The sequence below is a fragment of the Deinococcus radiodurans R1 = ATCC 13939 = DSM 20539 genome (assembly GCF_000008565.1).
GTDB classification, from domain to species: Bacteria; Deinococcota; Deinococci; order Deinococcales; family Deinococcaceae; genus Deinococcus; species Deinococcus radiodurans.
In genome coordinates this window covers 2,027,946-2,047,084 of record NC_001263.1, presented here as the reverse complement: position 1 = coordinate 2,047,084, position 19,139 = coordinate 2,027,946, and the positions used below count along the sequence as shown (strand labels likewise).

At 68.0% G+C, this 19,139-nt stretch carries 24 protein-coding genes, 2 tRNA genes and 1 pseudogene; 12 read left to right on the top strand and 15 right to left on the bottom strand.

What is annotated here, in order from left to right:
* Positions 1-14: 14 nt before the first annotated feature.
* Together DR_RS17155 and DR_RS10415 are read left to right on the top strand one after the other, a co-directional pair.
* The gene (locus tag DR_RS17155) at positions 15-449 is read left to right on the top strand and encodes a hypothetical protein (protein ID WP_338107128.1); all 435 of its coding nucleotides are present in this window, start codon (positions 15-17) and stop codon (positions 447-449) included.
* Complete coding sequence (locus DR_RS10415) at positions 410-1,210, top strand: hypothetical protein (RefSeq protein WP_338107127.1); 801 nt, start codon at positions 410-412, stop codon at positions 1,208-1,210. The genes DR_RS17155 and DR_RS10415 overlap by 40 nt, the downstream gene beginning before the upstream one ends.
* Positions 1,211-1,415: 205 nt before the next feature.
* Here the strand turns inward: DR_RS10415 and DR_RS10410 are convergent.
* The 3 genes from DR_RS10410 to DR_RS10400 form a co-directional block, all read right to left on the bottom strand.
* A tRNA-Ser gene (locus tag DR_RS10410) sits at positions 1,416-1,505 on the bottom strand.
* Positions 1,506-1,604: 99 nt separating this feature from the next.
* A complete protein-coding gene (locus DR_RS10405) occupies positions 1,605-2,084 on the bottom strand; it encodes a DUF4442 domain-containing protein (protein ID WP_010888662.1) in 480 nt (159 codons plus the stop codon).
* 33 nt (positions 2,085-2,117) lie between these two features.
* Positions 2,118-2,672, bottom strand: a complete 555-nt coding sequence (locus tag DR_RS10400; protein WP_010888661.1) for a DUF402 domain-containing protein — start codon at positions 2,670-2,672, stop codon at positions 2,118-2,120.
* 176 nt (positions 2,673-2,848) lie between these two features.
* Between DR_RS10400 and DR_RS16875 the strand changes: the two genes are divergently transcribed.
* From DR_RS16875 to DR_RS10385, 3 genes are read left to right on the top strand one after another with little or no spacing between them, the layout of a single operon-like run.
* Positions 2,849-3,334: a winged helix-turn-helix domain-containing protein gene (locus DR_RS16875; protein ID WP_010888396.1), complete on the top strand. Its 486-nt coding sequence runs from the start codon at positions 2,849-2,851 to the stop codon at positions 3,332-3,334.
* Positions 3,249-3,857: an IS630 family transposase gene (locus DR_RS16870; RefSeq protein WP_010889051.1), complete on the top strand. Its 609-nt coding sequence runs from the start codon at positions 3,249-3,251 to the stop codon at positions 3,855-3,857. The genes DR_RS16875 and DR_RS16870 overlap by 86 nt, the downstream gene beginning before the upstream one ends.
* A gap of 28 nt (positions 3,858-3,885) precedes the next feature.
* Positions 3,886-4,596 (top strand): hypothetical protein, encoded by a 711-nt coding sequence (locus DR_RS10385; protein ID WP_010888660.1) that lies wholly within the window; start codon positions 3,886-3,888, stop codon positions 4,594-4,596.
* Between the two features lie 151 nt (positions 4,597-4,747).
* Here the strand turns inward: DR_RS10385 and DR_RS10380 are convergent, their stop codons facing one another.
* Both DR_RS10380 and DR_RS10375 read right to left on the bottom strand, forming a co-directional pair.
* A complete protein-coding gene (locus DR_RS10380; RefSeq protein WP_034350124.1) occupies positions 4,748-5,332 on the bottom strand; it encodes a phosphoribosylglycinamide formyltransferase in 585 nt (194 codons plus the stop codon).
* A 2-nt stretch (positions 5,333-5,334) separates the two neighbouring features.
* On the bottom strand, positions 5,335-6,714 hold the full coding sequence (locus tag DR_RS10375; RefSeq protein WP_010888658.1) for a dipeptidase: 1,380 nt from the start codon (positions 6,712-6,714) through the stop codon (positions 5,335-5,337).
* An 85-nt stretch (positions 6,715-6,799) separates the two neighbouring features.
* Here DR_RS10375 and DR_RS10370 point away from each other — a divergent pair, with 85 nt between their 5' ends.
* Complete coding sequence (locus DR_RS10370; protein ID WP_010888657.1) at positions 6,800-7,162, top strand: DoxX family protein; 363 nt, start codon at positions 6,800-6,802, stop codon at positions 7,160-7,162.
* Between the two features lie 12 nt (positions 7,163-7,174).
* Here DR_RS10370 and DR_RS10365 read toward each other — a convergent pair whose 3' ends face one another.
* Together DR_RS10365 and DR_RS10360 are read right to left on the bottom strand one after the other, a co-directional pair.
* A complete protein-coding gene (locus DR_RS10365) occupies positions 7,175-7,540 on the bottom strand; it encodes a VanZ family protein (RefSeq protein WP_010888656.1) in 366 nt (121 codons plus the stop codon).
* Positions 7,537-8,001 (bottom strand): VOC family protein, encoded by a 465-nt coding sequence (locus DR_RS10360; protein ID WP_010888655.1) that lies wholly within the window; start codon positions 7,999-8,001, stop codon positions 7,537-7,539. The genes DR_RS10365 and DR_RS10360 overlap by 4 nt, the downstream gene beginning before the upstream one ends.
* 99 nt (positions 8,002-8,100) lie before the next feature.
* Between DR_RS10360 and plsY the strand changes: the two genes are divergently transcribed.
* The 3 genes from plsY to DR_RS10345 all read left to right on the top strand — a co-directional run bounded on the left by plsY (position 8,101) and on the right by DR_RS10345 (position 9,317).
* Positions 8,101-8,697, top strand: a complete 597-nt coding sequence (plsY, locus tag DR_RS10355; RefSeq protein ID WP_010888654.1) for a glycerol-3-phosphate 1-O-acyltransferase PlsY — start codon at positions 8,101-8,103, stop codon at positions 8,695-8,697.
* A gap of 161 nt (positions 8,698-8,858) precedes the next feature.
* Positions 8,859-9,158 carry a hypothetical protein gene (locus tag DR_RS10350; RefSeq protein ID WP_027479845.1) on the top strand — a complete coding sequence of 100 codons (300 nt, stop codon included), beginning with the start codon at positions 8,859-8,861 and terminating at the stop codon, positions 9,156-9,158.
* An 84-nt stretch (positions 9,159-9,242) separates the two neighbouring features.
* Positions 9,243-9,317, top strand: a tRNA-Lys gene (locus DR_RS10345).
* 41 nt (positions 9,318-9,358) lie between these two features.
* Here the strand turns inward: DR_RS10345 and DR_RS10340 are convergent.
* The 4 genes from DR_RS10340 to DR_RS10325 are packed head-to-tail and all read right to left on the bottom strand — an operon-like array spanning position 9,359 to position 12,557.
* Positions 9,359-10,399: a DsbA family protein gene (locus tag DR_RS10340; protein WP_010888652.1), complete on the bottom strand. Its 1,041-nt coding sequence runs from the start codon at positions 10,397-10,399 to the stop codon at positions 9,359-9,361.
* 47 nt (positions 10,400-10,446) lie between these two features.
* On the bottom strand, positions 10,447-10,923 hold the full coding sequence (locus DR_RS10335; protein ID WP_027479844.1) for a hypothetical protein: 477 nt from the start codon (positions 10,921-10,923) through the stop codon (positions 10,447-10,449).
* A 10-nt stretch (positions 10,924-10,933) separates the two neighbouring features.
* Complete coding sequence (locus DR_RS10330; RefSeq protein ID WP_010888650.1) at positions 10,934-12,325, bottom strand: M20 family metallopeptidase; 1,392 nt, start codon at positions 12,323-12,325, stop codon at positions 10,934-10,936.
* 43 nt (positions 12,326-12,368) lie between these two features.
* On the bottom strand, positions 12,369-12,557 hold the full coding sequence (locus DR_RS10325; RefSeq protein WP_027479843.1) for a hypothetical protein: 189 nt from the start codon (positions 12,555-12,557) through the stop codon (positions 12,369-12,371).
* Between the two features lie 86 nt (positions 12,558-12,643).
* Here DR_RS10325 and DR_RS10320 point away from each other — a divergent pair, with 86 nt between their 5' ends.
* Together DR_RS10320 and DR_RS10315 are read left to right on the top strand one after the other, a co-directional pair.
* Entirely contained in the window at positions 12,644-13,909 is a 1,266-nt protein-coding gene (locus tag DR_RS10320; protein WP_010888648.1) for an NAD(P)/FAD-dependent oxidoreductase, read from the top strand.
* Positions 13,910-13,928: 19 nt separating this feature from the next.
* On the top strand, positions 13,929-14,552 hold the full coding sequence (locus DR_RS10315; RefSeq protein ID WP_010888647.1) for a VOC family protein: 624 nt from the start codon (positions 13,929-13,931) through the stop codon (positions 14,550-14,552).
* Between the two features lie 291 nt (positions 14,553-14,843).
* Here DR_RS10315 and glpX read toward each other — a convergent pair.
* Positions 14,844-15,843: pseudogene (glpX, locus tag DR_RS10310) on the bottom strand (class II fructose-bisphosphatase).
* A 246-nt stretch (positions 15,844-16,089) separates the two neighbouring features.
* Between glpX and DR_RS10305 the strand changes: the two are divergent.
* Positions 16,090-17,421: an acyltransferase gene (locus DR_RS10305; RefSeq protein ID WP_162177656.1), complete on the top strand. Its 1,332-nt coding sequence runs from the start codon at positions 16,090-16,092 to the stop codon at positions 17,419-17,421.
* Positions 17,422-17,424: 3 nt separating this feature from the next.
* Here the strand turns inward: DR_RS10305 and trmD are convergent, their stop codons facing one another.
* Genes trmD through DR_RS10290 form a run of 3 tightly spaced genes read right to left on the bottom strand, consistent with a single transcriptional unit; the run spans position 17,425 to position 19,071 of the window.
* Positions 17,425-18,264 carry a tRNA (guanosine(37)-N1)-methyltransferase TrmD gene (gene trmD / locus DR_RS10300; RefSeq protein ID WP_010888644.1) on the bottom strand — a complete coding sequence of 280 codons (840 nt, stop codon included), beginning with the start codon at positions 18,262-18,264 and terminating at the stop codon, positions 17,425-17,427.
* A 4-nt stretch (positions 18,265-18,268) separates the two neighbouring features.
* The gene (gene rimM, locus DR_RS10295; protein WP_010888643.1) at positions 18,269-18,835 is read right to left on the bottom strand and encodes a ribosome maturation factor RimM; all 567 of its coding nucleotides are present in this window, start codon (positions 18,833-18,835) and stop codon (positions 18,269-18,271) included.
* Positions 18,832-19,071, bottom strand: a complete 240-nt coding sequence (locus tag DR_RS10290) for a KH domain-containing protein (protein WP_027479840.1) — start codon at positions 19,069-19,071, stop codon at positions 18,832-18,834. The genes rimM and DR_RS10290 overlap by 4 nt, the downstream gene beginning before the upstream one ends.
* Positions 19,072-19,139 lie beyond the last annotated feature (68 nt).

Genomic DNA, 19,139 nt, shown 5'->3' with positions numbered 1-19,139 from the left:
ACTACACTGGCCTCGTGACCGATTCCGCCGCCGCCCCAGCCGCCTCCCTCAACCTGGGGCGGCTGTTTCCGCTCTACGCCGCGCAGGCCCTCGCCACGGGCGCGGTCAATGTCAGCACCATCCTGGCTGCGCTGGTGGTCGGCAACCTCGGCTTCGAGTCGCTGGTGGGGCTGCCGTCCACCCTCATCAGCACGTCGGCGGCGCTCTCGGCGGGGCTGTTCGGCGCGCTGATGCTCGCGCGCGGGCGGCGACTGGGGCTGGGCCTCGCTTTTACGGTGGGGGCACTCGGCGCGGTGGTCGGGTTTGCCGGGGGTAAGCTGGAGTCGCTGCCGGTCTTTCTGGTCGGGGCGGCGCTGATGGGCGCGGCGCAGGGCGGCTACCAGCAGGCGGCTACGCGGTGGCCGAGAGCGTGCCCGAATCGCGGCGCGGCACCGCGCTGGGCGCCCTGATGCTGATGAGCGTGGTGGGCTCCTTCCTGATGACGGGCTTCTCGCACCCCATCGAGCGGGCAGCGGCAGCGCTCGGCACCACGGCGGAGGTCTTCGGCTGGCTGCTGGGAGGCGCCCTGCTGGGGATCGCCGCCCTGCTGATGCTGGCGTGGCGGCCTTTGCGGGCGCCCGGCACGGCGGCACACGCCCGGTTGCCGCTGCGTGAAGCGTTTGCCCTGCCCGGCGTCCGCAGCACGGCGCTCGCGCTCGCGACCGCGCAGGGGCTGATGGTCACGCTGATGAGCCTGACGCCCCACCGCGCCCACGACATGGGCATGGACCACACCGGTATCGCGACCATCATCACCGGGCACGTGGTGGGCATGTTCGGCTTCGGCTGGCTGACCGGCCCCCTCATCGACCGGGTGGGCGTGCGTCCGGGCTACGTGGCGGGCGCCCTGCTGCTCGCCGCCGCCGCCCTGACTTCGGTGCTGCCGGGGCACGCGTGGCTGGGCGTGAGCATGTTCCTGCTCGGGCTGGGTTGGAACCTCGTCAACGTGAGCGGCAGCAAGGAAATGGCCCGCTTTCCCGCCGCGCAGGGCGTCACCGATGGCCTGGGATACGTGGCGGCAGGCGCCGGAACCCTGCTCGGCGGCGTGGTGATTGCGCGGTCGGGCTTTCCGGCGCTCGCCTATGTGTGCGCGGCGCTGGCGCTGCTGCCACTGCTGAGCGCGTGGCGGGCGGGCGCCGTGGGGGCGTCGAACCGGCAACCCGTCGGCTGATACGGTTTTAATCCGATTCCCGAACATCCGGAAAGGCGCCGGATGACCGTCCATCTCCTTAAAACCGTATTTTTTCCATGCGCTCCGCGCAAAATTGCGCCCGGACATGCCCGGGACTCAATTTGAAACCGTATGAGGAGAGGAGCACGGCACAAAGAAAAAGACCGCGCTCAAACAGGCGGTCTTCTTTCTCTTTTCTCTGTTTTGGCGGAACGAGAGGGATTCGAACCCTCGATAGAGTTGCCCCTATACACGCTTTCCAGGCGTGCTCCTTCAACCACTCGGACACCGTTCCACGGCTGATTGGGAAGTCATCCCGTTCACAGCAGCGGCAGACACATTAGCCCAGAGGCAGGGGCCAGGTCAAGGAAAACCGGCCCCTGGCCTGACTCACTTATTTGTCCTGCGGGCGGCGGCGCAGGTACCAGTGCGCCTGCGCTTCCATCACCGGCTTGTCCTCGCCGTCTTTGACCGTCACCTTGACGGGCAGCCGGGCGCGGCCATCGGCCTGGTACTCGGCGTAGGCGGCGGGCAGCGCGGCGGGGTCGATCTCGGCGCGGGCGGTCAGGTCGCCCACGGCGCGGCCCACGTAGTGCGTTTCGAGCTTCTCGATGAGCGGCACCGCCTCGCCGACGTACTGCACGAAGGCGCCCGCGAAGGCTGCCCCGCTGACCGCCTCGGCGAGCAGGAACTGCGCTCCAGCATGAATGGTGCCCAGGTGGTTGCGAAAGGGCGGGGTGTCGGGGCACTCGCCGCTCGCCCAGCCGAGGCCGACATCGGTGATCTGGACGCCCACGGTGGCGTTCATGGGAATGGCGTGCAGGGCGGCTTTCACGGCCTGAACGGCGGGAGCGGGCAGGGTAGCTTGCGTCATAGGGAACCTCGCTGGGATGAATTTGGACTCGGTTCAAGTATACGGGTCGGTCAGGTAACCGCGCACCACGTCCACTGGCCCGAAGGTCTGTGCCTGCAACGCTGCCTCTACAGCGCGGGCCTCCGCCCAGGCGAGGTCATACTGCGCGGGCGTGACTTGACCTTCGCGCAGGGCGTCTTCGAGTTCGTCCACGTCGATGATTTCCGTCTCGGTGACATGCCAGCGGCCATCCGGTTGCACGTCGCACAGGGCAATGACATCGAGGTAAAGGTCTTCGATAAAAGCGATGCCGTCCGGGTCAAGTCCAGTCGACAGGCCGATGTCCACGTAAAGCTGTTGCGGCACGTTGCGTTCGTCGAGTTGCACCATCAGGGCGTGGTGTTTGTCGGTAGGCGCGAAATTGACCCAACGGTAGCCGTCGGCCAGAATCAGCCGCTGCTGTCCACAGCAGGCCACCCGCAGCGGCTTGGTCACTTCCGCCGCCTGAAAGTCGGTGAGGACGCCGCCCGGCAGCGACAGCACCGTTTGCTCGCCGCTGCCCTCGCGGATGCGGTGCCAGTGCAGGTAATCGAAGCGTTTGTGTTTCATGCCTGAGCTTAGAGCAGTCCTCCGAATTACGCGTGCGTCGGAACAGCACCGCCACCCGCTCCATTCTCCGTCCTGCTCAGTGTTTTGTCCTCGCTCCGCTCGCCAAAATGCTGTGCCATCTTTTTGGCAAATGCTCTATTGATAACGGTGTAGGTATGAATTGGTAAGCTGGCCGTATGCCCGGATGGCAGCCGACCCAGTATTCCCGCGCTCAGCTTGAGGAGCGCCGCTTGGCCGCGCTTGAATGGATTGAACGAGGGACGCATCGAAACCGAGAGATTGCTCAGCACTTCGGCGTGTCGGTACACACCGTGTACACCTGGAAAGCCCGCCTGAAGCGTAACGGTGGCCTTCAGGCCACCGTTGCCCGTGGCGCTTCTGCACGTCTGAGCGCGACGCAACACGAGCAGCTTCGCACCTTCCTGCGGGAGGGCGCCCTGCACCATGGCTTCCCTGATGACACCTGGACGACCCTACGCGTCACCAACCTGATTGGGCGGCACTTTGACGTGTGGTACCACCACGACCACGTGCGGAAGATTCTCAGACGCTTGGGGTTTACGCCCCAGATGCCAGATGGCCGAGCGGCCGAGCGCAACGAACTTCGGATCGCATCCTGGAAAGAACAGGTTGCACCGGAGTTGGAAAAAAAAGGTCGCTGAGGGCGCAATCCTAGTGTATCTGGATGAGGTCGGCTTCTCGCTGAAAGGCGTGCGAAGGCGGACTTGGGGAACCAGGGGCGTGACGCCCCTGGTCAAGCTTCCGGCGAATTGGGAGAAGCTCTCCACCATCGGGGCAATAACCTCGGACGGACGATTCTTCCAAAACACAAGATCTGGAGCGATTCGGAGTACGGATGTCACTCAGTTCTTTCGACACCTCCTGCGGCACATCCAAGGGGAGCTTGTGGTAGTGCTGGACAACGCGGGCATTCATCGATCTAAAGCCACTCAGGCGTTCGTGGAGACCCACGAACGCCTCTCACTGGTGTTTCTACCGCCGTACGCCCCGGAATTGAACCCGATTGAGCTGGTGTGGGCATACGTGAAGCGGAATGCGTTGGGGAATTTCTGTGCGCGTTCGATCGTTGAACTCAAAGGGCGACTGGTCAGCGCGTGGCAGCGCCTTCGGTATATCGAACTGCCTCAACGACTTATCGACTCAAATCTACGCCGCGATCAATAGGACACGCGCCGGCGGGCAAAGTGGGGCCATGCCTGCTCCTGGACCCCTTGCCGCCCTGCGCCGCCACCATGACCTCGGTGAAACGGGGCCGGTGCGCCGCATCGTGACCCACGCGCCTGCCGAAACCCGCACGGTGGAGTGGGCCGCCGACGGCCTGAGCCTGATTCAGCGCTTCCCCCGCCTGACGAGCTACGAGTGGGCCGACCCCGGGGCGCGGACGCTGACCCTTTCCTACACGCCGCATGAGGAGCAGGCCCCCGACACCTGGGTCCACCTCACCCACTTCGACGAGGCCGGGCGCCCGGTGCGCGAGGAAGAAGGCCCCCGCCACGCCCTGCGCGAGGTGGCGCAGCGGGTGTTCGACGGCGAGCAGCTGGTGTCGGCCAGCGTCTATGAGCAAGTATCGGACGGCGACCTGGGCTGGGTGGAAAGCACCGTGCTGCCCCAGCCCCCGCAGGAAGGCGGCGTGCGCCGCGAGGAGGTCACGTCGTCCTACCCGGATGGCCTGATCACCATCGAACTGCGCGAATACGACGCGGCGGGCCGCGAAGTCTACAACGAGTCCTACAGCAATCTCGACGACATCTGCGAGGTCAGCCGCACCACTTACCAGGACGACGACTACGGCCACTGGACCGAAATGAGAATCGAGGCGTCCAGCAACCGGCCCGGCAGCGAGAAAACCTATATTCACCGCCGTGAAATCGAGTACAGGGCGCCAGACACCGGAGAGCAATAAAAATGGAAGGCAGCCGGGAGCCACCTTCCGCCTCTGAATGCTGGATGTTAGAGCATTTGACAAAAGAATGCCCTGCATTTTTGACCCTCTACCTTGATGGGAGAGGGCCTGCCGAAGGCAGGGGTGAGGGTGTCTTTTTCTGTCAAATGCTTTAGCCGTGCCGCGCCGCGAGGCTCTGCACCGCCCGCAGCATCAGCGCCGCTTCCTCGGCCTGCACGCGGGCCTTGAGGGTGTCCAGCGTGTCGCCGGGCAGCACCGGCACCCGCACCTGCTCCAGCACCGGCCCCTCGTCGATGCCCGCCGTGACGAGGTGCACCGTCGCGCCGGATTCGGGGTCGCCCGCCGCCAGCACCGACTCGTGGACTCGGTCGCCGTACAGCCCGCGCCCGCCGTGCCGGGGGAGCAGGCTGGGGTGGATGTTGAGCACCCGCCCGGCGAAGGCGCCCAGCGTGCGTGGCCCGAGTGCTTTCATGTAGCCGCTCAGGACCAGCGTGTCGGCCCCCGAACCCACCAGAAAGTCATGGATGGCCGCGTCGAGCGCGTCAGGGTCGGGGGATGTGGCGCTGCTGAGGTGCGCGGTTCGCAGCCCCGCTTCCCGCGCCCAGGCGAGCGCCGGGGAACGGCTGTTGTTGCTCGCCAGGGCCAGCGGCTCGGCGTCCAGCTCTCCGGCGCGGCACGCCTGCACCAGAGCCCGCGCCGCGCTGCCCCCGTGCGAGGCGAGGAAAGCGAGGCGCAGGGTCAACCCTCGGCCCCTGTACCAGCCGCGCCCAGTTCTTGCAGCAGGTAGGCGCTCGTCAGGATGCCGTTGTGGTAGTCGGCGACGGCGAAGCTCTCGTTGGGCGAGTGCGGCGCGTCTTCGTTCAGCCCGAAGTCCACGAACAGCACCGGGGTCTGGAGGATGCGGTCAAAGTCGGCCACGATGGGAATGCTCCCGCCCGTGCGGGCAAAGGCGGCGTCGCGTCCGTAGACCCGCTTCAGTGCCCGGTTGGCGCCCTGCACCCACACGCTGCCGGTGTCGAACTTGACCGGCTGCCCGCCGTGGTGGCTCAGCACCTCGGCCTTCACGCCCTTGGGGGCGATGGTGGGCACGTACTCCTGAATCAGCCGCGTAATGCGCTCGGGGTCTTGCCCCGGCACCAGCCGCATGGACACCTTGGCGCCCGCCTTGGCGGCAATCACGGTCTTGGAGCCTTCGCCCTGGTAACCGCCCCAGATGCCGTTCACGTCCAGCGTGGGCCGGCCCCAGAGGCGTTCGAGCGTGGTGTAGCCCTCCTCGCCGGGCAGCTCGGGCACGCCGATGCTGGCGGCAAATTCCTCGTCGGAGTGGGGGAGAGCGGCCCACATCTGGCGCTCCTCGTCGGTCAATGGCTCGATGCCGTCGTAGAAGCCGGGGATGGTGACGCGGCCCTGGTCGTCCTTGAGCCCCGCGATGATTTCGCACAGCGCGTTGATGGGGTTGGGCGCCGCGCCGCCGTAGCTGCCCGAGTGCAGGTCACGGTTGGCGCCCTGCACGTGGATTTCCACGTAGCTCAGCCCACGCACGCCGTAGGTGATGGTGGGCACGTCGGGGGCGAAGCGGCTGCCGTCGGAAATCAGAATCACGTCGGCCTTCAGCTCATCCTTGTGCGCGGTGAGGTAGTCGCCGATGCTCGCGCTGCCGATTTCCTCTTCGCCTTCGAGCAGAAATTTGACGTTGACCGGCAGTTCGCCCTGCGAGAGCAGCAGCTCCACGCCCTTGAGGTGCGCGAACGCCTGCCCTTTGTCGTCGGTGCTGCCGCGCGCGTAGATGCGGCCATCACGCACCGTCGGCTCGAAGGGCGGGGTGTGCCACTCTTCCAGCGGGGCCTCGGGCTGCACGTCGTAGTGACCGTAGATCAGCACGGTGGGCTTCCCGGGGGCGTGCAATCTCTCGGCGTACACCAGCGGGTGACCGGGGGTGGCGTCCACGCGGGCGGTGAAGCCGAGCGACTCCAGTTTGCTGCGCAGCCACTCGGCGGCGCGGGTCATGTCGCCTTTGCGGGCGGGGTCGGCGCTCACCGAGGGAATGCGCAGCAGCTCGAACAGTTCGGTGTTGGCCTGCTCACGGTCGAGCAGGGCGGAGAGGTCAGCTTGAGTCATCGCCGGTCAGGATACGCCCCGGAGCCGGGCAGCACTGAGCAAGGCCGGGGCAAAAGCTCAGGCGCGCCGGGCGCAGGATGGAGACGTGAAGCCTTCAGACCGCTCCGCCCTGCCCCTCGCGCTGGCCTTTACCGCCATCGGGATTCGCCATTTCACCCACCCTGAGCCGTTCGACCGCATCGTGCCGCCCTCAGTGCCGATGAGCCCGCGCACGGCCACCCTGGTCAGCGGGGCCGCCGAAATCGCGGGTGGGCTGGGCCTGCTGCTGCCCACCACCCGGCCCGCTGCCCGCTGGGGCCTGATCGCGCTGCTCGTGGCAGTTTTTCCGGCAAACATTTACATGGCGCGCCACCCCGAGCAGTACCGGCCCCTGCCGCGCTGGGCGCTGCTGGCCCGCCTGCCCCTGCAACCGCTGCTGGCGTGGTGGGTTTACCGCGCTGGACGCTGAAAGGAGAAAGGGTTAAGGCTCCGGCACTTCCTCGTCAGGCAAGGCACGGCGTCGCCCGGCGAGGGTCACGCCGACGAACGCGCCGAGCAGGTCGAACACCCAGTCGGCGAGTCCCGCCTCGCGCCCCGGCACGAACGCCTGGTGAACCTCGTCGAGCGCGCCCCACCACACGGCGAGCACCAGCGCCGTCAGCGGGCGCCCGGTGGCGCGGCCCAGGCAAAAGCCCAGCGCGAGATAAGTCAGGAAATGGGCCAGCCAGTCGAGCGGGTGAACGAGCGGCGGCCCTGGCGTATCGGGCGAACTGCTCAGCACCCAGATGACCGCCAGCAGCACCAGCGCGGGCAGCCACCAGCGCCGTTGGGGAGGGCGGCGGTTCAACGCGCCGCGCCGTTCTGGGCCGTGCTGTCCTGACCGTGTGCGCCGTGATCACCTGCGGGATGCCCGGTGGGATGCTCTACGAGTTCGATCAGCGTCCCCTGACCCCATTTGGGGTGCAAAAAGACCACGCGGGTGCCGGCGCGGCCCGGCCCAGGCGTTTCGGAGAGGAAGCGGGCGCCTTCTCCGCGCAGCCGCTCGATTTCGGCGTCGAGGTGCTCGACTCGGTAGGCGGTGTGGTGCAGGCCGGGACCTTTTTTCTCCAGAAAGCCGGCAATGGGGCTGTCGGGCCGGGTGGGCATCAGCAGCTCGATCAAGGTGTCGCCCACCACGAAGGCGCGGACCCGCACACCCTGAGTTCCCACGTCTTCGTCGGGGCCTTCGGGGCGCAGGCCGAGCGCGACATAAGGTGCGGCGCCCTGATCCAGATCGGGGGTGGCGATGGCGACGTGGTCGAGGAGCATGGCCTCAGCTTATACCTGCTGACCAGGACGCGGCAGCACAAAAATGAACCGGGAACAGGTTTTTTCTGGACGCCGGCCCCGCCCGTTACACTCTGAAGTGTGACCCTGACCGCCCTGCTCGCCCTGCTGCTCTCGTACCTCATCGGCGCTATTCCGGCGGCGGCGTGGCTGGCGCGCGCGCGGGGCGTGGACATCCGCAAGGTCGGCAGTGGCAACAGTGGCGCGACCAACGTGCTGCGCTCGCTGGGCAAGGGGCCGGCGCTGCTGGTGGCCAGCTTCGACATCCTCAAGGGGGTGCTCGCGGTGCTGCTCGCCCGCGCCCTGGGCCTGAGCGCAGAGTGGGCCGCGCTGTGCGGCGTGCTGGCCGTCATCGGGCACAACTTCAGCCCCTTTCTGGCCTTCCGGGGGGGTAAAGGGGTGGCGACGAGCTTCGGCGTCATCGCTATTCTCGACCCGGTGCTGGGCCTGACGACCTTCGTGCTCGCCATCGCCTGCATGTGGCTGACCCGCTTTGTCAGCGCCGGCAGCATCATGGGTGCTTTTATTGCTGGGGCGCTGGTGCTGGTGCTGCCGCGCCCGACCTGGGACCGCGCCGCCGTGCTGTTTCTCGCCGCGTTGCTGGTCTGGCAACACCGCGAAAATATTCGCAAGCTGCAAGCCGGCACCGAGCGGCGGCTGGGTGAAAAGGTGTCCTGACACGGGAGCGCTGGGGGCAAAAATAAAAATAAACAGCACCTTCTGCGGGAGGCGGTCACCGCGCTATGCTGGGGGCCGCTCGACAATCTACTCGTGGCCCGGTCAATCGATGGCCTACCCCGCGAATCCGCGCCTGTCCCTGTTCATTTCACGGAGGGTCCATGCCTGTCAGAATCCGCATTTACGGCATCGAAGCCAGTTTTTCCCAGGGCTGCTGGGACTGCGAGGACGACAGCCTGCGCTCCATGTTGCAGGCGATGGCCGACCCTCGCGCCGACACGCCGGAGGAAGAAGAGAGACACGCCCTGTACGCGGCGGGCCGCTACGGTGGGCTGATTGCGGTGGGTGAGATCTGGCAGACGGCGCCGCATCCCGACCCTGAAATCTCGCTGGAAGACATGGCCCCCGCCGCTGCGCCCGAGAAGGCCGGCTGGCTCAACTTTCTGCGCAAGCGGCGCTGACGGGGCCCACTGGCCCGCGCCGCCTTGCGCTGCCCGGTCACAGGTGCTATCTTCCCCCTCGCTGCTTCGGCGGCCTGTCCTCCTGGGTTGTTAGCTCAATGGTAGAGCAGCTGACTTTTAATCAGCGGGTTCTCGGTTCGAGTCCGAGGCGACCCACCAGAATATCCCCCGCCCGGCGCGGGGGTTTTCTTTGGTCACGCTCAGCGGAAAGACTTGAAACGCGCGGCGATGACGCTGGCGGCGCTGGGCTGGGCGCGGGTCACCGCCTGCACGCTGGCGAGTTCCTCATCGCTAAAGGAATTCAATTTGACCCCGTTGAGGTACACAGTGGGCGTGCCGCGTAGGTAAGTTTTTCCGGCACCCTGTATCTGGCGTTGCACCTTGGCTTTCAGCTGGTGCGTGTTCAGGCAACGGTCGAAAGCGGTGCGGTCGAGCTTGAGCTTGCCCGCGTAGGTGCCGAACAGCCTGGTGGCCTGCGGCGCGGACGCCCGGCCCCACTCCTCGACCCCGCCGAACAGCCGGTCGGCGTAGGTCCAGAATTGCCCCTGCTTGGCGGCGCACTCGCTGGCCTCTGCGGCGGCAAAGGCGTTGGCGTGGTAGCTCAGCGGAAAATGATGGTAGAAGAGGCGGTATTTGGCCGGCTGCGCGCGCCAACCCGGGATCTGCTCCGCCCACAACTGGCGGCAGGCCGGGCACTGAAAATCGCTGAGGACGTGAATCACGTTGGGCGCCTTGCTTTGCCCGGTCACGTTGCGGGTGACGGGAAAATCGCTCTCGGGCAGCACGTTCACCGCCGCGTACACCCGCCAGCGCTGCTCGGCGCCCCGGCCCGTCAGCCGGATGGCCAGCAGGTCCGTGCCGTTTTCATCGCTGGGCTGCACGCTGCCGAGCCGGGCGCGGTCTTGAAAGGCGGGGCGCGCAAACGCCTGTTGCAGGGACGCGGCGCCCTCAGCGGTGCTGTCCCAGACGGCGGCCAGGGCGCGGGCCACGCTCGCCGTGTCGCGGCCTTCGATCAACACGCCGACCACCCGGCCCGCCACCACGTCGAGGGTGAGGGTCGTGCTGCCCAGCCGCAGCACCTTGCCGCCCGGCTGCACGCTGACGCCCCGCAGCAGCGGCTGGCGGGCGGTGGTCTGCGGCGTTTCCCAGAGCTGGGCCTGCGCCGGGGCACCGCTCAGGGCCAGCAAAGCGGCAGCGACGAGCGGGCCCCGGCCAGAAAGAAAAGACAGAAAAGAGGGCACCAGGCCAGTGTAGTGCAGCCGGCTGTTTCTTTCGGGCTCGGTTGATTTCAGGGCTGAGGATGGGCGCGGTCCGGCACCACCAACAGCCGTACGGCCCGGTTGCTGGTCCAAACGCCCCGCAGCCGCTGCTGAATGATCGACTGCTGCACCGCGCTGTGCAGCGGCTCGGGCAGGTCGCGCGAGGGGTAGCTCACCTGACCCTTTTGCCGTTCCATAGGGAAACTCAGGGCCAGCGCCGAGACGAGCAGCGTGCCGAGCAAAAAGCCCCCCATGCCCCCCGCCACCTGAAACCAGGGCTGAGCGTAAGGCCGGGTGACGATCCTGGCGGTGGCGTAGGCCGCCGCGCCGCTGAGCAGCAGGGCGAGCAAGGCTGCAAGGGCCGCGTTCGGGGTCAACGCATTGACCAGCAAGCACAACAGCAATGCCGCGAGCCCCCAGATCAGCCCGGCCAGCCCGCGCCGCGCCCCCAGCGCCGTCACGATGGCGAGCAGGGTCACGAGCAGGGCATCGAACCAGGTGTACACGCCCCGCAGTCTAGCGGCCTGCCTCTGCCCCGGAGGCCGGTGCCCCCGCCGGGGGAGACATCTCGCCCAGCCGCGTCAGCAACTCCACCCCGAACGCCACGCCCCGGGCGAAATGCTCGCGCACGATGTTCTCGTTCGGCGCGTGGACCCGCCCGGCGTGGTTGCCGATGCCGACGGCGACGCAAGGAATCCCCAGGCCACCGCCCCCGGCGCCGCCAGTGAAGGGAAACATCGGCCCGCTGGCGCCGCTCGACGGGTGAACGATGGGGTCCTGGCCGTGCGCGGCGCGGGCAGCCGCCACGCACGCCTGCACGAAGGGGTGCCCGGCGTCGGCGCGGGCGGGTTTCTGGTGGGCTTCAAGTTCCACGACTTCGATGTCGCTCAGGCCCTGCGCCGTCAGATGCTCACGCAGCAGGGAGAGGACGCGCGCCGGGTCCTGGTCGGGCACCAGCCGGAAATCGAGCTTGACGAAGCCCGCGCCCGGCAGCACCGTCTTGCTGCCCTCGCCCTGGTAACCGCCGCCCCAGCCGTTCACGTTGACCACCGGGTGCAGGTTGGTCCGCTCGTTGTACGCCGGTCCCGTCGCCAGCGGGCGCCTCACCCCGAAGGTGTCGCGCACCGCCTGTCCGTCGCCGGGAATCTGCGCGATGGCCTGCCGGTCGGCCCCGCTCGCCGCCCGCACGTCGTCGTAAAAGCCGGGGATGGTGACGTTGCCCTGCTCGTCGCGCAGGCTGGCGACCGCGCGGGCGAGGCAGTAGAGCGGGTTGTCAATCACGGCCCCGAGGCTGCTGTGGAGGTCACTGTCGGCCACCCGGCAGCGCAGTTCCAGGCACATCACGCCCTTGAGCCCCAGCGAGAGAATGGGCCGTCCCTCGGGGCTGATGCCGCCGAATTCCCACCAGCAGCCGTCGGCCTGCAACTCGGCGGCGTGCTCGGCCACGAAGCGTTCCAGGGTCGGGCTGCCGACTTCTTCCTCGCCCTCGATCAGCCACTTGATCTTGACCGGCAGGTGCCCGAGCTGCTCGCGCACTGCCCGCACCGCCGCCAGCCGCGAGGCGAGTTCGCCCTTGTCGTCGCTGGCGCCACGTCCGTAAAGCCGCCCGCCTCGCTCGGTGAGTTCGAAGGGCGGCGTGTCCCACAGTTCCAGCGGGTCCTCGGGCTGCACGTCGTAGTGGTTGTAGATCAGCAGGGTGAAGGGGCCCTCGCCCGCTTCGGCGAGCAGCACCGGCGCCACCGTGCCGGGGAATTGCTGCACGCCGAAGCCCTCGGCCCGCAGCAGCCCGGCCACGGCGTCGGCGGTTTCGGGCAGCATCCGGCCCTGCGCCGAAACGCTCGGCAGGGCGACGAGCGCCCGCAGGTCGTCCAGGCCCCGTGCCACATGGTGTTCCAGCTTGTCGGTCATGCGGCGAGGCTAGCACCGGGAAAGCGGAGCCGCTCCCACCAATTTATTTCTGCCGCGTCCAGCCGAACGAGCGCACCGCGTCCACCGCGAACCACAGGGCGAAGAGGCCCGCGATGACGCCGCCCACGATGTTGTTCACGCTGAGGGCCTTGTAACAGATCAGGCCGCACACGACCGCCAGCAGCAGACTCAGCATGAAGACGACGTTGGGGGGAACGCGGCGACCGAACATGGGCTCAGGGTAAAGGCCCGCTTCTGACAGAACTATTCTCCTGCACTTCATCCTTTGATACCGGGGATCCTCTTATGCTGGGGCGCATGTTGGACGGACTGGTGGTCGGGGGCGGGCTTGCGGGCCTGACGGCGGCGCGGGTGCTCACGCGGGCCGGGCGGCGGGTGCGCGTGCTGGAAGCAGCGCCCGAGGTGGGGGGCCGGGTGCGCTCGCGTGAGCTGGAGGGCTTTACCCTCGACGCCGGGTTTCAGGTGCTGTTTCCTGCGTATCCGGCGGTGCGGCGGCAACTGAACCTCGACGCGCTCGACCTCGTGCCTCTGCCCTCGGCGGCGGCGCTGCGGCGCGGGGCACGCGAGGACGTGCTCGGCAGCCCCCTCGACGACCTCGCCAGTCTGCCCAGCACCCTGAAATCGGGCGCCCTGACGCTGGGCGACAAGCTGCGGGTGGCACGTCTCGCTGCGTCGCTCCGCACGCCCGCCGCCCACGAATTGCTGATTGGTTCCGACGAAAGTACCGAGAGCTTTCTGCGCGGTCAGGGCTTTTCGGAAGCGGCGCTCGACCATTTTTTCCGGCCCTTTTTCGGCGGCATTTTCCTGCGGCGTGACCTGGCGACCTCGGCGCGGCTGTTTCGCTACTACTTCCGGATGCTGATGGACGGCGGCGCGGCGCTTCCCCGGCGCGGCATGGGCGAACTCAGCCGGCAGCTCGCGCAGGGGAGCGATCTCCTGACCGGCGTGCGGGTGTCGCGGCTGCTGCCCCGGCCCGGTTACGTAACCGCCGTGACGAGCGCGGGCGAGATAGACGCCCGGCAGGTCATCGTGGCGACCGAGGCACCGACCGCCAGCGACCTGACCGGCGAGGCGCTCAGCCGGGGCGCCCTGTCGAGCACCTACCTGTACTACGCGACTCCGCAGCGCATTTCCGGGCAGCACCGGCTGTTGCTGAACGCCGAAACGGGCCTCATCAACAACGCCCAGTGGACCAGTCTCGCGGTGCCGGGCCGTGCTCCCACCGGACAGCACCTGCTGACGGTGACGGTGCTGGGGCTGCCGGACCTCGACGATGCGTCTCTGGACGCCCGCGTGCGCGGCGAATTGACCCGCTGGTACGGCGCGGAGGCGGTCGGCACGCTGCGGCTGCTTATGCTCGAACGCATTCCCTACGCGCAGTTCGAGCAGCCCGCCGGGTACGCGGCCACGCTGCCGGGGCACGCCACCAGTCTGCCGGGCGTGCTCCTCGCTTCCGAAATCACGTCCATGAGCGGCATTCAGGGCGCCCTGGAAAGCGGCGAAAAGGCGGCGGCCATCGTGCTGGGCGACCTCGCGGCGCTGAGCCGCCCACGGGGGGCCTGAGATGCCCCAGGAGCCTGCCATGACCGACACTTCATACACACCAGCCCACCTCGACCACCTCGTCATTGCTGCCCGCACGCTGGAAGAAGGCGTGGCGTGGCTCGAAGGCCGCCTGGACGTACCGCTGCAACCCGGCGGCGAGCATTCCGCGTTCGGCACCCACAACCGGTTGCTGTCGCTGGGGACGGCTTATCTGGAGGTCATCGCCATCAACCCGGTAGCCCCCGCCCCGCCGCGCCCGCGTTGGTTCGGGCTGGACACCCCGCAGATGCGCGAGCGGCTGGCCGATGGCCCAGCGTTGATTCACTGGGTGGCGGCGGTGCGCGAGTTGCCGCAGCGCCCCGACGTGTTGTCCGTGAGCCGGGGCGAGAATCGCTGGCGGCTGACGGTGCCGGCAACTGGCGAGCTGCCCGGCGGCGGAGTCGAGCCTTCCCTGATTGTCTGGGACACCCCCGCGCCTCCGGCCCGGCTGCCCGACGCGGGCGTGCGGCTGCTCACGCTGCGGCTGGGTACGCCTCACCCTGATGCCCTGCGCGGGCAGCTCAATGCCCTGAACTTCGTGGGCGAGGTGGAAGTGTACGAGGCGCCGCAGCCTGAACTGGCCGCGCAACTGGAAACGCCGGGGGGGCTGGTGACGTTGTGAACGGCATGTCCAGCTCCAAGTTGCCGTGCCCGACGCTTCTTTTTATATCCGACCCGCTGGCCTTCCTAAAGCATTTGACAAAAGAATTGCCTTGCACCGGTTGACCCTCTACCAAAGGGAGACTTGCAAAGCTGCGAAGCAGAGGGCCTGCCGAAGGCAGGGGTGAGGGGTCTCAGACGCGGCTGGTGGAGGAAGTGCGGCGTGGGGTAGCGGCGGGGCGCTGGGCGTTGTAGACACGAAAAAGGGAAGGTCCCTTCGCCTCCCCTCTCTTACACTTTCTGCTTTATGGCCTCAGACGCGGATGGTCACGCGGGCGTTGTCTTCTTCGAGGTGCACGGTGTCGATGAAGCGCACCACCCGGCTGGCGTGGCCCATGACGAGGGTGTGGGTGCGGGCGCCGCCCGCGAAGCGCCGGACGCCGTTGAGCAGTTCGCCGTAGGTGATGCCGGTGGCGCTGAAGACGATCTGTTTGCCGGGGGCGAGGTCATCGGTACTGTAGATGCGGTGTTCGTTCACGCCCATTTCGGCGAAGCGCTCGCGCATGGCGTCGTCCTCGGCGATGACCTCGCCCCCGGATTTCGGCGCCCAGGCACTTGCACGCCGCCGCCGAGAGCACGCCCTCGGGAGCGCCGCCCGAGCCCATCAGCGCGTGAACGCCGGTGCCGCGCACGCCAACGGCGAGGCCCGCCACCACGTCACCGTCGCCGATCAGCTTGACGCGGGCGCCCGTCGCGCGGACCCGCTGAATCAGGTCGGCGTGCCGCTCACGGTCCAGAATGGTGATCATCAGGTCTTCCACGTCGCGCTCCAGGCTCTGCGCGATCACGCTCAGGTTGGCCTCCACCGGCCAGTCGAGATTCACGCGGCCCGCGGCGGGCGGGGGCACGATCAGCTTTTCCATGTAGCAGTCGGGCGCGTGCATCAGGCCGCCGCGCTCGCTCAGGGCGATCACCGCCAGGCCGTTGGGCAGGCCCTTGGCGGTCACGTTGGTGCCCTCGACCGGGTCCACGGCGATGTCCACCTCGTACTGGCCGTTGCCGACCTTTTCCCCGATGTAGAGCATCGGCGCCTCGTCCATCTCGCCCTCGCCGATCACCACGGTGCCGCGGATGTCGAGGCTGTTGAGCAGCGAGCGCATGGCCTCGGTGCCTGCGCCGTCCACCGCGTTCTTGTCGCCCAGGCCCATGAACCGGCTGGCGGCGAGTGCGGCGCCCTCGGTCACGCGAGCGGTTTCGAGCACCAGAGCATGCTCGAAAGAGATGTCGGCGGAGTCGGGTGTGCGCTTGGTCATGCCCTGAACGCTAACACGCCGGCGCCTGCCGGGAGGCGCTGGGAGCGGTTCCACCCTTGAAAGGACCCTTCGGGTGACAGCGCGGCGGTCCTCACGCCGGGAAACCCTCACGCCCCCGGGCGCCGCAGCCGGTATGCTGACGAATCGAATGGTTCTTCTGTCCCGGAGCGCACGGCGCTCTTCGTCTTCCTGCCGCACCTGTCTTTGCCGCACCCGGCCAGTGCGTTTCCTGAGCCGCCTGCGCCCGTGACCACGGCGTGGCGTTCTTCACCGTCGCTGCTGCGCCGCCTGGGGCTGGTGCGGCTCGACAAGGCGCTCAATTATTTCGCCCGCCAGACGGGCTCGCAGCCCGGTCTGCGTCAGCAACTGCTCGACTCGCCCTACGAGCTTCCCGGTCTGCCCGAGCACGGGGCGATGGCCCTGGTTCGCCCCCACGAGGCGGCGCTGGCCGGCGTGGGGGTCGGCGCCCTCTCGCCTGCCCTGCCGAGTGCCCACGCGCCGGTCACGGTGTCGCGGCAGGCCGTCTCCACGGCGCGGCTGAGTGCGGTGGATTTTTTCCGGGGGCTGGCGATTCTGGAAGTGGTCACCCACCACACCACCGCCGTGACGCTGCGCCACCTCCCCGAAGGCAGCACCGCGTATCTGATCACCGCTGGGGTCAACCGCACGCTGCACTTCGCGGTGCCGGCGTTTATTTTCCTGTCGGCAACGGTGCTCACGCGCAGTCTGCTCAAGGACTTCCGGCCCCTGCGCTACTACTCGCGGCGGCTGATTCGCGGCGGCTGGCCTTACCTGCTGTGGAGCGTGCTGTACGTGCTGTGGTATGTCGCCAGCGGACGCCGGCCCCCGGAAGTGCTCACCGACCCCGAGCGATGGTCGTTTTACCTGCTTTACGGCAAGGCGAGTTACCACCTGTACTTCATGCTGGTGGCGCTGCAGGTGTACCTGATTTTGCCGCTGCTGCTGCCCCTGGCGCGGCGCCGCCCGCCCATCTGGCTGGCCTTCGTGCTCGGGGCCGCGCTGCAGGCGGGGGCGTACCTACTCAACCGCAACGTGTTGCAGACGCCGTATCCGGGCAGCACCGTGCTGTGGTATGTCCTGCCCATCGTGCTGGGCGTGAGCGTGGGCGCGCGCCTGGGCGAATTTTCCGAGTGGTTCCGCAAGTCGCGCTGGTGGGTGCTGGGCCTGCTGGTGCTGGTGTTTCCGCCCTACCTGACGGTCACCACCCGGCAGATGCTGGGAGAGTCGGTGGACTCGGTGGCCTACCACGCCCTGAGCTGGGGCTACAGCGCCCTGATGGCCCTGGGTCTGCTCGGCCTCGCCTACCAGTGGCAGCGCTCGACGCACCCACTCCGCATCCTGATCGCCACACTGGGCACGGTCAGCTTGCAGGTGTACCTCATTCACCCCTTCCTGCTTCAGGTGCTGGAAAACTGGTACGCCCCCGAGCGCAGCGACCCCGTCGGGCTGACCATCGCGCTCTCGGTCCTCTACGGCCTCGTCGTGCTGATGATTCCGGCAGTGATTGGACGGCTGTTGAGCGGGCGTCGTCTGAGTACGCTGCTGTTTGGGCGCTGATTCTTACTCGCTAGAAGTGTCCGTCGGGGCCTTGTCCTCAGCCGACGGCTTCTTTTTGCGGCGAACCTTTGGCGCGGGTGGGGGCGGCGCGTCCCAGATGCTGAGCTGTTCGGGGGTCACGCCCAGTGCCAGCAGGGCCGCACTGTCCTGCGGCGTCAGGCCGGCGCCGGGCAGCAGGTCGGGACGGCGGCGCAGGGTGCGTTCCAACGCCTGGTCGCGCCGCCAGCGGGCCACCGCCGCGTGGTTGCCGCCGCGCAGCACGTCGGGCACGCTGTGGCCTTCCCACTCAGGGGGACGGGTGTACTCGGGGTAGTCGAGCAAACCGCTGGAAAAGGAGTCCTGCTGGTGCGACGCCTCGTCGCCGAGCACGCCGGGCCGCAGCCGGGCCACCGCTTCGAGCACGCAGGCCGCCGCCGCCTCGCCGCCCATCATCACGAAGTCGCCGAGGCTCAGTTCGCGGGTGACGAGTCCCTCGACCCGCGCGTCGAAGCCCTCGTAACGGCCACAGAGAAAGACGAGGTGCTGTTTGTTCGCCAGCTCCTCGGCCACCTGCTGGGTAAAGCGCTCGCCCGCTGGGGTGAACAAAATCACCTCGTCGGGCCGCGGCCCCGCCTGACACGCGGCGTCCAGAGCGCGCGCCGCCACGTCCACCCGGATGACCATGCCCGCGCCGCCGCCATAGGGCGTGTCGTCCACCTTGAGATGCTTGTTCTGGGCGTAGTCGCGCAGGTTGACCAGCCGCACGTCTATCAGACCCCGTTCCCGCGCCTTGCCCACGATGGCTTCCTGCGCGAAGGGGGTGAGCAGTTCGGGAAAGAGCGTCAAAAAAGAAAAGGTCAGCACTCGCTCAGGACTCCGCCGCGCCGTCTTCTTCGCCGGGCTCCGGCCCGATCAGCCCGGCGGGAGCGTCGGCGGTCAGGTGAACCGCGCCCGGTTTGCCGCCAGCCAGCGGCACCTCCACGTAAGGCGCTTGCAGCGGCACGAACGACGTGCCCCCGCCGTAGTCCACCACCAGCAGGTCCTGGTGCCCGGCGTCCATCACGTCGCTGACAGTGCCGAGGCGTTCGCCGCCCGCGCCGTACACTTCCAGGCCGCGCAGGTCGTGGTAGTAGAACGTGCCTTCTTCCAGGTCGGGCAGCTCGGCGTCGGTAGCGTAGACCTGAAGGCCGCGCAATTCTTCGGCTCCCTCGCGTGAGGACACGCCCGCGAGGTACAACACGAGGTTCGGGGGCATCCCCTCGGCGCGGCGAAGACTCAGCCAGCCGCGCGACTCCACATAAACTCGTTTCAGCGCCAGCACCTGCGCCGGGTCGCCCAGCACGTAGAGCTTGATGCCGCCCTGCACGCCGTGCGGCCCCAGCAGGTGCCCCAGTCTCGTGGCGTCGGGCGGGCCGCTCGCTTCGGGGCGCGTCATGCCTTGCGCGGCGCGTCGAGGTCCACGTTCACGCGCTCGCGGGGGTCGCCGGCGGCCCGAACCAGGGTGCGAATCGCCTGAATCACCCGGCCCTGTCTGCCAATAAAGCGGCCTTCCTCGCCGGGGGCCACCCGCACGAGCACGGTCGGGCCACGCCGACTCACGCGCACCAGCGCGGGCTGATCCACCACGCTCTGCGCCAGAAAAAGGGTGAGGTCTGCGGGGTCAGTTTTCATGGCGGGCATTGTAGAGCAGCCGGCCCCCGGCGGCCCGGAAGGTCAGCGGACCCACCACAACCAGAGGC

Excerpts from the sequence above, each read along its gene's own strand:
- DR_RS10330 (WP_010888650.1), bottom strand. The coding sequence starts at position 12,325 with ATGACCGACAAGCTGGAACACCATGTGGCACGGGGCCTGGACGACCTG.
- DR_RS10350 (WP_027479845.1), top strand. The coding sequence starts at position 8,859 with ATGCCTGTCAGAATCCGCATTTACGGCATCGAAGCCAGTTTTTCCCAG.
- rimM (WP_010888643.1), bottom strand. The coding sequence starts at position 18,835 with ATGACGCGCCCCGAAGCGAGCGGCCCGCCCGACGCCACGAGACTGGGG.
- DR_RS10320 (WP_010888648.1), top strand. The coding sequence starts at position 12,644 with ATGTTGGACGGACTGGTGGTCGGGGGCGGGCTTGCGGGCCTGACGGCG.
- DR_RS10400 (WP_010888661.1), bottom strand. The coding sequence starts at position 2,672 with ATGAAACACAAACGCTTCGATTACCTGCACTGGCACCGCATCCGCGAG.
- DR_RS10385 (WP_010888660.1), top strand. The coding sequence starts at position 3,886 with ATGCCTGCTCCTGGACCCCTTGCCGCCCTGCGCCGCCACCATGACCTC.
- DR_RS10360 (WP_010888655.1), bottom strand. The coding sequence starts at position 8,001 with ATGCTCCTCGACCACGTCGCCATCGCCACCCCCGATCTGGATCAGGGC.
- DR_RS16875 (WP_010888396.1), top strand. The coding sequence starts at position 2,849 with ATGCCCGGATGGCAGCCGACCCAGTATTCCCGCGCTCAGCTTGAGGAG.
- DR_RS10325 (WP_027479843.1), bottom strand. The coding sequence starts at position 12,557 with ATGTTCGGTCGCCGCGTTCCCCCCAACGTCGTCTTCATGCTGAGTCTG.
- DR_RS10405 (WP_010888662.1), bottom strand. The coding sequence starts at position 2,084 with ATGACGCAAGCTACCCTGCCCGCTCCCGCCGTTCAGGCCGTGAAAGCC.
- DR_RS10315 (WP_010888647.1), top strand. The coding sequence starts at position 13,929 with ATGACCGACACTTCATACACACCAGCCCACCTCGACCACCTCGTCATT.
- DR_RS10375 (WP_010888658.1), bottom strand. The coding sequence starts at position 6,714 with ATGACTCAAGCTGACCTCTCCGCCCTGCTCGACCGTGAGCAGGCCAAC.
- DR_RS16870 (WP_010889051.1), top strand. The coding sequence starts at position 3,249 with ATGGCCGAGCGGCCGAGCGCAACGAACTTCGGATCGCATCCTGGAAAG.
- DR_RS10290 (WP_027479840.1), bottom strand. The coding sequence starts at position 19,071 with ATGAAAACTGACCCCGCAGACCTCACCCTTTTTCTGGCGCAGAGCGTG.